Annotated in this window: 10 protein-coding genes; 7 read left to right on the top strand and 3 right to left on the bottom strand. The window is 68.2% G+C overall.

Features of this window, described 5'->3' with window-relative positions; genetic code table 11:
* The first annotated feature begins 174 nt into the window (after nt 1-174).
* Nucleotides 175-885, top strand: coding sequence for a TIGR02391 family protein (locus tag ABD817_RS23530; RefSeq protein ID WP_344920259.1), 711 nt, complete (start codon nt 175-177; stop codon nt 883-885).
* A 583-nt stretch (nt 886-1,468) separates the two neighbouring features.
* On the opposite strand, the gene ABD817_RS23525 is transcribed toward ABD817_RS23530, so the two are convergent.
* Entirely contained in the window at nt 1,469-4,912 is a 3,444-nt protein-coding gene (locus ABD817_RS23525; protein WP_344920258.1) for an NACHT domain-containing protein, read from the bottom strand.
* A 103-nt stretch (nt 4,913-5,015) separates the two neighbouring features.
* On the opposite strand from ABD817_RS23525, the gene ABD817_RS23520 reads away from it, so the two are divergent.
* Nucleotides 5,016-5,237 carry a hypothetical protein gene (locus ABD817_RS23520; protein ID WP_344920257.1) on the top strand — a complete coding sequence of 74 codons (222 nt, stop codon included), beginning with the start codon at nt 5,016-5,018 and terminating at the stop codon, nt 5,235-5,237.
* A 375-nt stretch (nt 5,238-5,612) separates the two neighbouring features.
* On the opposite strand, the gene ABD817_RS23515 is transcribed toward ABD817_RS23520, so the two are convergent.
* Nucleotides 5,613-6,572 carry a helix-turn-helix transcriptional regulator gene (locus tag ABD817_RS23515; protein WP_344920256.1) on the bottom strand — a complete coding sequence of 320 codons (960 nt, stop codon included), beginning with the start codon at nt 6,570-6,572 and terminating at the stop codon, nt 5,613-5,615.
* An 80-nt stretch (nt 6,573-6,652) separates the two neighbouring features.
* Here ABD817_RS23515 and ABD817_RS23510 point away from each other — a divergent pair, with 80 nt between their 5' ends.
* The 5 genes from ABD817_RS23510 (at nt 6,653) to ABD817_RS23490 (ending at nt 10,957) form a co-directional block, all read left to right on the top strand.
* Nucleotides 6,653-7,399 carry an alpha/beta fold hydrolase gene (locus ABD817_RS23510; RefSeq protein WP_344920255.1) on the top strand — a complete coding sequence of 249 codons (747 nt, stop codon included), beginning with the start codon at nt 6,653-6,655 and terminating at the stop codon, nt 7,397-7,399.
* Between the two features lie 148 nt (nt 7,400-7,547).
* Nucleotides 7,548-8,471 (top strand): ABC transporter ATP-binding protein, encoded by a 924-nt coding sequence (locus ABD817_RS23505; protein ID WP_344920254.1) that lies wholly within the window; start codon nt 7,548-7,550, stop codon nt 8,469-8,471.
* Nucleotides 8,471-9,196 carry an ABC transporter permease gene (locus ABD817_RS23500; protein ID WP_344920253.1) on the top strand — a complete coding sequence of 242 codons (726 nt, stop codon included), beginning with the start codon at nt 8,471-8,473 and terminating at the stop codon, nt 9,194-9,196. Before ABD817_RS23505 ends, ABD817_RS23500 begins: the two co-directional genes overlap by 1 nt.
* Nucleotides 9,197-9,218: 22 nt before the next feature.
* Nucleotides 9,219-10,355, top strand: coding sequence for a sensor histidine kinase (locus ABD817_RS23495; protein ID WP_344920252.1), 1,137 nt, complete (start codon nt 9,219-9,221; stop codon nt 10,353-10,355).
* Entirely contained in the window at nt 10,352-10,957 is a 606-nt protein-coding gene (locus tag ABD817_RS23490; RefSeq protein WP_344920251.1) for a response regulator transcription factor, read from the top strand. Before ABD817_RS23495 ends, ABD817_RS23490 begins: the two co-directional genes overlap by 4 nt.
* 86 nt (nt 10,958-11,043) lie before the next feature.
* Here ABD817_RS23490 and ABD817_RS23485 read toward each other — a convergent pair whose 3' ends face one another.
* Nucleotides 11,044-11,904 carry a GDSL-type esterase/lipase family protein gene (locus tag ABD817_RS23485; protein WP_344920250.1) on the bottom strand — a complete coding sequence of 287 codons (861 nt, stop codon included), beginning with the start codon at nt 11,902-11,904 and terminating at the stop codon, nt 11,044-11,046.
* Nucleotides 11,905-12,041 lie beyond the last annotated feature (137 nt).

The raw sequence follows: 12,041 nt of genomic DNA, 5'->3' as shown, positions 1-12,041 counted from the left end.
GCAGGAGCCGTGTCACTTCGGCAAGGATCAAGAGCGCTGGCACAGAGAACTCACTCGCACTCTGCCGAAGGCACCGATAGATTGCTGCCCACGATGAGGCGGAGGACGATGATGCCAATCAACTATGAGTGGGTACTCGCGGAGTGGGACCGTTTCCTCAAAATATCTGAACGCGTGAAGACCGACGAGACTAGAGGCGAAAGAAGCAAACAGCCGATCTACCGGTTCGCCGCGACCGAAGAAGACGTGCGACGCCAAGCATCGGTCGTTCGACAGGCAATTCTCGCCGCTTTCCCCTCCGAGCAGTTTAATTTCTCCATGGACCGATCATTCGCGGTACAAGTGAAGGAGCTTCGCGAGCTATTAAACGAGTTGATCCCACTCGTCCAACGCTCCGAAGAGATTGCCGCGAACATCGGTGACGATAATCGTGGTCCGACAATATCCGCAGAGTCCCTTCACCCATGGGTGTGGGACGCCGCCCGTCCGCATTGGGAGAGCGGAAACTACCGGGCAGCTATTCATGCAGCAGCTACCAATGTAAATTCACGGTTAAGAAAGAAGCTGGGGCGTCATGACGTGTCAGAAGGCAAGGCGGTACAGCAGGCCTTCAGCATTGAGGACCCTGAAGTTAACCGCCCTCGACTGCGCCTCGCTTCCAAGGAGGACCCAGACCACTTCAAAAGTGTACAGGTAGGGGCCATTCAATTTGGATGCGGCCTATTTTCGGCAGTACGCAATCCAGTAGCACATCTAGCTGACGACGATCACGACGTTGAGGAGCAAGAAGCGCTGGAATCCATCGCTGCCTTCAGCCTGCTTTCTCGCTGGATTGATCGCGCAACTCTTGAGGTAGCCGACACAGCCAGCTCGGCCACTAACTGACGTTCTCAGCGACACTCTTTTACAGAAATTACCCTTTCCTTGTGTTCGCCCAATGACAGCCGATCTCCGTTCAAAACATGGGAGATCGATGGTTCGAATCCTGCAGGTACAGGTCTCGCACGTAACAAGGAAAAAAGCCCCTGAGCAGCGAAACGCTGGGCAGGGGCTTCCTTGATGTAGCCGGTGTGCGCAGCCAATGGCGGGCCTTGGCGCTGGATACGTGCTCAATTTTATGGACCGGCTTTAAGTCACTCTTCGCCCTCCCTTAGCGCGTCGGAGATCCGCTGCTTGGCCACCTCCTCCTGGCCAACGATGCATTTGGCATAGATCCTGAGTAGGACTTCCACGCTGTGGCCGCGGAGCGGCCATTCCCACTCCGTGGACCATCGAACCGGCGGCGACAAGCTGACCACCGGGCAAGACACGTGGAGAGCCCGTTGCGTTGAAAGGCGCACGGCGGGTTCGGGACGGCGACTCGGGGAAACGGGCCGACACCGACACCGACACCGCGCCCCGAGCCGACCGCACAAGCACACACGGCCTGTCACCGCCATGTGCCAAGATCGTCATGCCGCGTTGCCATTCAGGACAAAGCGGGCTCGACCCAACCGAGAAGTTGGCGGAGGCGCACACTTTCGACCTCGTCGGACGTGGTCGCGAGTGCCGCCTTCAATGTGGTGGCCGCCTTCTCGGCAGCGCCCACGTCCAGAAGCTGTTCGACCGCCCGCCAGCGGAGTTCCGACGAGAGGGTGGGCTGCACGCTCACAGCGCACCAAAGCGAGTTGGCGGCGCCCACCTCGCCTTTGGCTCTCAGGAGTCCGGCCAGCCTGGCGCACTCGTCACCGGAGAGCCCACACACCGCCTCGATCAGTGACATGATCTGCGGAACCGACTCCGGCCCGGCCACCAGAATCCAGGCGTGCACAGCCTTGAGAAGTTCGTCCACCGTCCGCCCGGGGTCGAAGAAGACCTCCCGGCACAGCGCGACGGTGGCCTCCTTCTGCTGGTGTTTCGACAGGACTGGAAGCAGTGCCGCCGTCAGCGTCGTGGAACCCATCGGACGAGCACGAAGCGCCTGAGTGATCTCCTCGCTGGCCTTGGAACCGACGTGAATGAGGAGAATGTCGGCGGCCCAGGTGAAGGTTTCCTCGGTTGCTCCGGCGAAATTCATGGTCCGCCGAGCAAGGACACACGCCGCCGCCGCGAAACCCTCTTCGATCATCTGCTGCGTGAGCATGTGGAGTTTCCCTGGTTCGACACTGTGCTCGTTCAACCAGTGCAGCGCTTCGTCGATAACGGATTCACCCAGCGCGGACAGTAGCACCTCCACAGCCCACGAAGCATCATGCGAAGATGGTTTCTCTGGTCCCCCAAGAATCCGGCGAGCCAACTCGACCGCTGCCTCAGGGTGCCCCAGTTCGAGAAGCTGACGGGCGACGCGGGACCGCTCGTCAATATTCCAATTGATAAAACCGTCAAACACAGCGACGATTTTTTCCGCTCCATCGGCTCCTTCCGTCTCAATCCACGCCTCGACGACTTCCCGGATGTCATCGTCAGTCGCGCTTTTCAGCAGGACTTCACGCGCATGCGGCTCCGCCGCCACAGCGTCACCAGCGTAGAACAACAGCTTGGCGAGTCCAGCGTGCGCCCACTCGTTGTTCCACTTCCGGTCCGCTGCAACCCGAACGATCTCGGGGGCGGCGGATTCACCTTCGACAGCCAGCCAGATGTCTCCTGCGGACTCGAGCAAGGAACCGTTCTGCTCGCCACCTCCCAGAATGAAACGGGCGAGCTCCACCGCCCCCTCGTTCTCACCGAGCTCAATCAGCTCCCACATGGCCTTCACCCGCCACCATGCTTCATCGCCGTCGACCGCACGTCTCAGCAGCTGGATCCTGGCTTCGGTCGCAGGCGCGTCAAGCACGGCAAGATGACGCACGATCCCGATCAACCCCTCGGGGTCGTCCACCCGGTCCGCCAGCTCATGCAGCAGGCGCACTCCACCCGGAAGATCAGCCACCCGTGCGTACGCGGCCGCCGCAGAGGACCGGAACGCAATCGGCAGCCCATGGGTTCGCGAGAGACGCTGCAGAAGCTCCGCCAGTCGTTCGTTGCCTCGGAGCTCGGTCAGTTCGGTGAAGAGTTCGTGATCGGGTCGCGAATACCTGCGCCCACGCGACTCGAACGGCTCGCTCAGCACCCGGTCAATCACGGCCCCTTCCAACTCGGCCCCCATCGGGACTCCAGCCGTGACCAGACGCAGCGCCATGACCCTGTATTGCAGGTTCTCCGCCAGCAGCAACCGCACTACCGTGGACGCGTCATTCCCCTGCTGGCGAACCCAATGGGCGAGGGTGAAGAACACATAGTTCCGCGAGGTCTCAGCCTGAACTCGCTCCATCCACGCGACGAGCCCCGGGAACTCGGCGGAAATCCCGGCCGCCTCCTGTCTGGCCGCTATGAACTCGGCGAACGACCGGTGTAGAAATGACAGCTCCGTTCCGTCGAACACCAGCACCCCGGTCTCCGCGAGCAGTCGGCCCAGGTCGCCCTCCATCCCGTCGCGTAGCCGCAGCCCCTCTGGCATGTTCGCGCGCAGCCAGCCGACCGCCGAATCCAGTGTCAACGGCTGCCGCCCGGTCTCCACCTGCGCCAGGTGAAGCCGCAGGCGTTCCTGGTTGGCGATAATCCAGTTCATGGTTCCGGCGCAGCCCAACTCCTCCCACCGGACTCGGAGTCGCCCGTGAATGTCCGCCCGGTGCGAGCGCACGTCGGAAAGCTCCTCAAGGAACTTCTCGTAGAGCTCGATCCGTCCTCGGGGCAGTGACCGTCCAGGCTTCCTGGTGTAGAACGTGGCCGCGATCGTGGCGAAAAGCGGAACCTTGATCAGTTCGACGAGTCCCGCGATCTCGACCTCTTCGAGGAACGCCGTCACGGCCTTGGCCGGATCCTTTATCTTCTGCGCCGCGAACCAGCGTTCGGCGAAAGCCCGCTGCTGAGCGCCGTCGAACCCGCTCAGTGTATAGAAACCAACGCTTCGCGCCTGAAACGGTTTCAACTCCTCCTGCGGAAGGGGCCGCGAAGTGATGACCAGCCGATAGGCCGAACCGTGCTCCACCCGGGCCGCCAGAGCGCGTAGCACAACCTCACGGTTCTCGGGCGAGGCGACCTCGTCGAGCCCGTCCACAACCACGAGCCAGCGCGTACCGTGCGTCCGCCCTCCGAAGATCCTCGGATCGATCGGCTCGGTCAGCGCACTCGCCCAGGAGGCGCTGACCAGCGCTTCGGCCCAACTGCGGGCCGCGAGCACGTCAGCGGCGGTGATACGGACCCCGACGACCGGTTCAGCGCACCACGCGACCTCGTCGCCAAGCTCGGAGAGCCACGCCTGGGCGATCTGCCAGATCAGGTGCCTCCCCAGAGTGGTCTTGCCCGTGCCGGGCCCCCCGGTGATGAAGAGGTGATCGTGTTCGCTGAGGACCTGGCGCAGAGACTTCCCAACCGCAGGAGGGGCGGCCCGAGGATGCTTCTCAGCCGATCCGTCGTGAGACCCACGGGTCACCGCGGGCTGCACATCCTGCTCGACATAGACCTCGGACAGCAGAGGGGGAGAAACATCGAGCAGCCGGTATGGGAATCGGTCGGGCGCGTCTCGCTGCCCGATCAGCAGTTCCCGCAACCAGCCTTCGGGCGTGGGCAGGTTATCCCACGAGGCAGCGCCCGCCTGCCAAGGCGGCTGCTTGGTGCGCATGGACTGCCTAGCCCGCTGCCACAGCTCCTGAACCGTACCGGCCTCCTGCCCCAGGGCGTCGGCCATCAAGGCGGTCGTCTGCCAGTCGAGAAGCCTCTCTCGCCGGAAGAACTCGTACACACCGTTCTTCGGCAGCGGAAATCCACGCCGAGCCGAAGCGGACAGGAGAGATCGGGGGTTCGAGAACTCGGCATGCCGCTCGAACCAACAGACCAGCTCCTGGAGCTCCACGTACTTTTCGCGATCGTGCTTGCGCGGCCTGCCTGGCGGCACGGCATCCCTCCCGGGTTTCCCGACAATTTCCTCACACTAGAAGGAAATCCGAGCCATCGGTCACTGTTTTGTTCGTCCCAGCCGTTGTTGTGAGGAGCGACGAATGAAGACCCTGGAAGCCCTAGCCACCGTCCCCGAAGGCGTGCTGTTCATCGGCATCGTCTGTGTCCTCGTCGGGTGGTGGCTGCGGTTCCGCACCAACGTGTATCGAGAGGACTCCCGGACCCGAAGGCTGGAACTGTCCATCCGAGAAACGAAGTCCGAGCACCGGGAGGCCGTGATCCGTGCCTGCTTGGAAACACCAAGCAACCGACTTGTCCAGTGAACCCCATGCAAGGTGATTGAACCCGTCGATCTCAATCGGGGTAGGGGCATGCGACCACCGCCGAGAGCATTCGTGTGTCGGATGGCCAGCGTCACACCGGGGTGTGTGACGATAAGGCCGAGAACCTGTACATCGGGGCTGAGTACGCCACCTCGCTCCCTCGGCTTCCACACCGTCGCCGACACCAATGGAGCCGAAGACTAAAACCACAAACTGAGGTGCCTAGCAGATTCCGAACAGGGATGATTGTCTCCCCTACTGGTGGCGCCCAGTGCCGTACATCCAGAGCGCCTCCGCTGGACGTTCCTCTGCCATCCGCCACAAAATCAAGGTCAGCACAGGATGCCCTCGCCTGGATGCCGCGACGGGCCGGGGTCAGGGTGGGGAGGCGTCGGCGGAGGTGAGGAGGCGGGCGGCGAGGGCTCTGACCTCGCCGCGTAGCTCGGCGGGGGCGATGACGGTGAAGGGCCAGCCGAGTCCGGCGAGCATCTGGGCCATCCCGTCCAGCCGTTCGGCCCTGATCGCCAGCAGCACCCCGCCGGGGGTCTCGGCCAGGGTCGCCGTGGCGGCGGGGATCCGCGCGGCGGCCTCCTCCAGGGTGGTCTCCAGCAGCACCCTGACCTCGTGCCGGTACGGCACCGCCGACAGCGATCCGACCACGTGGGCCACCGGGTCGAAGCCGTCGGGCACCCGGAAGCCCCGCTCGGTGCGCGCGGCGCTCGCCACCCGGTCCACCCGGAAGGTCCTGATCTCCCCGCTGTGGTGGTCGAGCCCGGCGACGTACCAGCGGCCGGAGTGGAAGACGAGGCCGTACGGGTCCAGATCGCGCTCGGAGGCGTCACCGCGCCAGGAACGGTAGGCCAGCCGGACGGTGACCCGGCGCCGGGTGGCGTCGGCGAGGGCGAGCAGCGGTCCCGCCCTCGGGGTGCTCGTTCTCGGCGCCGCGTTCGCGGTGTGGCCCAGCGTCTCCGACACCGCGTCGACGCGCTCGCGCAGCGGGCGCGGGAGCACCCGCTGGATCTTGGCCAGCGCGCTCTCGGTCGCGGCCTCCCCCACCGCCAGCCCGGTCCGCCGCCCGGCCAGCAACCCCAGCACCACGGCGGTGGCCTCGTCGTCGGTGAGCATGAGCGGCGGGAGCTTGTAGCCGGGCAGCAGCCGGTATCCGCCGTGGCGGCCCCGCTCGGCCTGGACCGGCACCCCGAGCTCCGACAGCCGCACCGCGTAGCGGCGGACCGTGCGCTCGTCCACCTCCAGCCTCGCGGCGAGGTCGGGACCGGTCAGGCCGGGGACGGCCTGCAGCAACTCCAGCAGCGCGAGCACCCGGGCGGCGGTCATCGGAATTCCCCTCAAAAATCAGGACCGATACTGTCCGGATTCGATTCTAGGGTGAAACCAGGCGAACAGAGGAGACAAAAATGAGCACATACGTTCTGGTCCCTGGTTTCTGGCTCGGCGCGTGGGCCTGGGAGAGGGTCACCGGGCCGCTGCGCGAGGCCGGGCACGACGTCCACCCGGTCACGCTCACCGGCCTCGGCGACAGGGTCCACCTGGCGGGCCCCGAGGTCGACCTGGAGACTCACATCCAGGACATCGTGCACACCGTCGTCTTCGCGGACCTGACCGAGGTGATCCTCGTCGCCCACAGCGGCGCCGGCGCCCCGGTCACCGGCGCGGCCGACCGGATCCCCGAGCGCGTCGCCCGGATCGTCTACGTCGACAGCGGCCCCCCGGCCGACGGCATGACCCAGCTGGACCTCACCGAGCCCGAGTGGCGGGCGGTCGTCGAGACGCGGGTCGCCGAGGAGGGCGGCGGGGTGGGCTACCCGCTCCCGTCCTGGGAGGAGCAGGAGCGGGCCGGGGCCAGCCTGGAGGGACTGGGCGAGGCCGAGCGCGAGTGGCTCGCCTCCCGCGCGACCCCGCAGCCGTACGGGACGATGACCCGGCCGCTGGTGCTCAAGGGTGGCGTGGACGCGCTGCCCAAGACGCTCGTCGCGTGCTCGTTCCCGCTGGAGCAGGTGCACGCCCTGATCGCCTCCGGCCACCCCTTCTTCGCGGCGCTCGCCGGGCCCGAGTGGAGCTTCGCCTCGGTGCCGACCGGACACTGGCCGATGTTCTCCAAGCCGGAGGAGACGGCCGCCGCACTGGCCGCGCTGGCGGGCTGAGGGGACGGGCTTCGCGGGCCCCCGGACACCGGGGGCCCGCGAAGCCCTGAAGGGCCGGGAAAGCGGGCACCGGTAGGACATTTGTCACGGGTGGGCCTGGATCGATGGATCTGCCGGGGGTGACCCGCCTCTCCGTAGCGTCGTCCGCATGACAGACGACGCGAACGACGCGGTGTCCCTCAGGGGCGTGACCAAGCGTTTCGGGGCGGTACGCGCCGTGGACGACCTCAGCCTCGACATCCCCGCCGGGCAGACCGTCGCCCTGCTCGGTCCCAACGGCGCGGGAAAATCGACCACGATCGGGCTGCTGCTCGGGCTGCTGGCCCCCGACTCCGGGACGGTGCGCGTCCTCGGGGGCACCCCCGAGGCCGCGATCCGGAGCGGGCGGCTGGCGGCGATGCCCCAGGAGGGCGGCCTCGTTCCCCGGACCACGGTCCGCGAGCTGATCGGTTTCGTCTCCGGGACCTACCGGGCGCCGCTCCCCCTGGAGGAGGTGCTGGCGAGCGCCGGGCTGGAGGGGCTCGCCGGTCGCAGGATGGAACGGCTGTCGGGCGGCCAGGCGCAGCGGGTCCGCTTCGCGCTCGCGCTGGCCGGAGACCCCGAGCTGATGCTGCTGGACGAGCCGACCTCGGCGCTGGACGTGCGGGCCAGGCGGGAGTTCTGGGAGAGCATGCGCGCCTTCGCCGCGCGCGGCAGGACGATCCTGTTCTCCACCCACTACCTGGAGGAGGCCGACGAGTACGCCGACCGGGTGGTGGTGATCGACAGGGGCCGGATCGCGGCCGACGGCACCAGCAGGGAGATCAAGCGCCTGGTCGCGCTGTCCACGGTCAGCGTCACCGCTACCGGGGACACCGCCCCGCTGGAACGCCTGCCCGGCGTCGTCTCGGTCGAGATCCGGGGCGAGCGGGCCCACCTGCGTACCCGCGACGCCGACGCCACCGTCGTGGCGCTGGCGGCGGCGGGAGCCGTACGAGACCTCGAAGTCGTCCCCACCGCGCTCGAGGACGCCTTCCTTTCTCTGACAGGGCAGGCGGGGCGGGCAGCGGGTCTGACGGAGGTGGACGCCTGATGCTCGGCTACATCCGCCTGGAGGTCACCAGGATCCGCCGCGACCCGGGATATGTGATCATGGGTTTCGCGATGCCCGTGACGATGTACCTCATCTTCACCAACCTCGGCGTGGCGGGCGACGACCGCGTCTGGGCCGCCCTCTACGTGATGGTCAACATGGCCGCCTTCGGCGCGATCGGCTCGGCCTTCAACAACGGCAGCGGCATCGCCGAGGACAGGACGGCGGGCTGGCTGCGGCAGCTGCGGATCACTCCCCTCGCCCCGGTACGGGTGGTCGCGGGCAAGGCGGCGACCGGCGTGCTCGTGGTGCTGCCCGTGATCGCCGGGGTGTGCCTGTCGGCGGCGCTGCTCAACGGGGTACGGCTGGAGGCCTGGCAGTGGATCTCGATCGTGCTCCTGCTCTGGGTAGGCTCCCTGCCCTTCACCCTGCTCGGCCTGGCCTTCGGCTACCTTTTCAGCGGCCAGACCGCCGCCGTGCTCAACATCGCGGCCAACATGACGATGGCGATCGTCGGAGGGCTGTGGCTGCCCACGGAGGGCTTCCCCTCCTGGTTGCGGGCCGTCGCGGAGTGGACGCCGAGCTTCGGCTACGCCGACCTGTCGCGGAAGGTCGCCTTCGGCGAGGTCCCCGAGGTGGGCACGGCGCTGACGCTGACCGGCTGGCTGGTCGCCTTCGGGCTCCTGGCGGTGTACGGCTACCGCCGGGCCGGGCGCGTGAGGTGAGCCGCGTGATAGGAGTGGCCGGGTGAGCGTGAAGGCGGAGGAACCCCGGGACGCGCCGCGGGCACCGGAGGCGGCGGGCCGGAAAGAACGGCGGAAGGATCCCGGGGGAGCCTGGAGGAGAGAGCCGGGAGAGCTCGCCTTCTACCCGTGGCTGCTGATCGCCTACCCCCCGATCAGCGACCTCGCGGCGGGGGAGGTTCGGCCGGTGCTGCCGGCCGCGCTGGGCGTCGCCACCTTCGCGGTCCTGTACGTGCTGTGCATCCGGCTGTCCTTCCGCGACCGGCGCCGGGCGGCGGCCGTGGCGCTGGCCGGGCTGCTGGCGGCGGCCTTCCTGTTGCTGGCGGGACCCGCGCACAACTGGTTCTATCTCGCGCCGCTGATGACCATCGCCTGCGGGGTCGTGCTGCGCGGCAGGTCCGTCTACCTCCTCCTCACGGTGCTGACGCTCGCGCTGGTCGCGGTGATGTGGTACGCCGGGGCGAGCTGGGCGAACATCTCCCTGGCCACCTGGGGAACGGCCGCCGGTGGCCTGGTGGTCAGCATCGTCCTCAAGCTGTTCTCCGTGATCGCCGAACTCCAGGAGACCCGCGAGGAGCTGGCCCGCGTCGCGGTGGCCGAGGAGCGGCTGCGCTTCTCCCGCGACCTGCACGACCTGCTCGGGCACACCCTGTCGGTGATGGTGGTCAAGGCGGAGGCCGTACGGCGGCTCGCCCCCCGCGATGCCGAGGCGGCGGCGCGGCAGGCGGCCGACATCGAGGCCGTCGGCAGGGAGGCGCTGACCGAGGTGAGGGCCGCGGTCACCGGCTACCGGGGCCGGGGGCTGGCCGCCGAGCTGGCCTCGGCGCGCACGGCCCTGGCCGACGCGGGCATCGCCGTCACCGTCACCGTCACCGGGGAGCGGCCGGCACCGGAGGCCGACGCCCTGCTGGGCTGGGCCGTGCGGGAGGGGGTGACCAACGTGGTCCGCCACAGCGCCGCCGGCGCCTGCGAGATCGTCCTGGAGGGTACGACGCTGGAGATCCGAGACGACGGGCGGGGGCGCGACGGGAGCCCCCTGGGCAACGGCCTGCGCGGCCTGACCGAGCGGGCCGTCGCACTCGGCGGGACGCTGGAGACCCACGACCGCGACGGCTTCCTGCTGAGGGTGACCCTTCCATGATCAGAGTGCTGCTGGCGGAGGACCAGGGCATGATGCGCAGCGCGCTCGCCCTGCTCCTCGACCTGGAGGACGACATCGAGGTCGTCGCCACGGTCACCAGGGGCGACGAGGTCGTGCCGGTCGCGCTCACCGCGCGCCCCGACGTCGCCCTGCTGGACATCGAGATGCCGGGGGCCAGCGGCCTGGAGGCCGCGGCCGGGCTGCGGGACGGGCTGCCGGGCTGCCGGGTGCTGATCCTGACCACGTTCGGCAGGCCCGGCTACCTGCGGCGGGCGATGGAGGCGGGCGCCGCGGGGTTCCTGGTCAAGGACGGTCCCGTCGAGGAGCTCGCCGCGGCGATCCGCCGGGTCCTGGCGGGCGAGAAGGTGATCGACCCGGCGCTGGCCGCCGCCGCGCTGAGCACCGGTGCCAGCCCGCTGACCGATCGCGAGCGGGACGTGCTGGCCGCGGCGGCCGACGGCGCGACGATCTCCGACATCTCACGGCGGCTGCACCTGTCGGAGAGCACGGTGCGCAACTACCTGTCCGCCGCGATCGGCAAGACCGGCACCCGCAACCGCATCGAGGCCGCCCACACCGCCCGGCACAACGGCTGGCTCTGAACCACCGGGTCCCCGTACCCCCGTGGGAACCCGGCGCACCCCCTCGCGGGACGACCGCCCGCGAGAAGGAGCCCGCCACGGCACGGTCAGGGAATGAGAAGGGGAACGGGCTCGGTCTCCTCCTCGGTGAGCCAGTCGCGCATCATCGCGTAGGTCTTCTCCGCGATCAGCTTCTGGCCCGCGGCGTTGGGGTGGAAGAAGTCCCACTTGCTCAGGTGGCCGGTCGTGAACCGCTGCCTGAACACCTCGTTGCCGTCGAACCGGCAGGCGGGGCCGTACGCCGCGCAGACCCTGGCGAGCGCGGCGTTGTAGTCGGCCACCCTGGCGCGCACCCGGTCGCGGCGCGCCCGGTCGGTCGCCGAGGTCGAGGTGGGCCGCGCCAGCATGGTGGGGCAGATCCGGCCCACCGCCCAGAACCCGCGCGCCACCGGGTCCTTCCTGCCGATCTGCCACAGCCGCTTGACGTCGGGGATGCTCGCCACGAACACCCGGCCGCCGGGCCGCCCGGCCCGGAACAGCGCCAGGGCCTCGGCCACCCGCCGCTCGTAGACGGCCACGGGGGTCATCAGCCGCTCCTCGGACACGCAGGCGTCCTGGGCGCCGATCAGCACCGTCACGTAGTCGGCACGCCGACCGACCGCCCGGGTCACCTGCCCGGCGAGGTCGGCGCTGGTGGAGCCGGGAATGGCGAGGTTCACGTTGTTCCCCGCGACGGCCGCGTCCGCGGCCCGCAGCCTCACGTACTGGCTCCGGACGCTCTGGTGGTCACCGGTGGACCAGGAGCGCGAGGTGCAGGGGAGATACCAGCCGCAGGCGTTGAACCCCGCGCTGATGGAGTCACCGAGCGCGGCCATGATCACCGGCCGCCAGGGTTCCGCCGTCCGGGTGGCTCCGGCCGGGGTCGCCCAGGCGGTCGTGAGGGCGGTCAGCCCTGTGAGTGCTGTCACAGTCGTGCGAAGCATGACACCTCCGCTGAGAGATCGCGTCTGCTTCGGATGTATCACCGCAGGCCAGGACGGTAGAGTCCATTGACCGAGTGCCTTGGTTTTCTTGACACCGCGTGGCGGGTGTGCTGACGGGAGAA

This window comes from Streptosporangium oxazolinicum (assembly GCF_039537505.1).
Taxonomy (GTDB): domain Bacteria; phylum Actinomycetota; class Actinomycetes; order Streptosporangiales; family Streptosporangiaceae; genus Streptosporangium; species Streptosporangium oxazolinicum.
This window is presented reverse-complemented; position numbering and strand designations above follow the sequence as displayed.

Excerpts from the sequence above, each read along its gene's own strand:
- ABD817_RS23490 (WP_344920251.1), top strand. The coding sequence starts at position 10,352 with ATGATCAGAGTGCTGCTGGCGGAGGACCAGGGCATGATGCGCAGCGCG.
- ABD817_RS23515 (WP_344920256.1), bottom strand. The coding sequence starts at position 6,572 with ATGACCGCCGCCCGGGTGCTCGCGCTGCTGGAGTTGCTGCAGGCCGTC.
- ABD817_RS23520 (WP_344920257.1), top strand. The coding sequence starts at position 5,016 with ATGAAGACCCTGGAAGCCCTAGCCACCGTCCCCGAAGGCGTGCTGTTC.
- ABD817_RS23505 (WP_344920254.1), top strand. The coding sequence starts at position 7,548 with ATGACAGACGACGCGAACGACGCGGTGTCCCTCAGGGGCGTGACCAAG.
- ABD817_RS23510 (WP_344920255.1), top strand. The coding sequence starts at position 6,653 with ATGAGCACATACGTTCTGGTCCCTGGTTTCTGGCTCGGCGCGTGGGCC.
- ABD817_RS23500 (WP_344920253.1), top strand. The coding sequence starts at position 8,471 with ATGCTCGGCTACATCCGCCTGGAGGTCACCAGGATCCGCCGCGACCCG.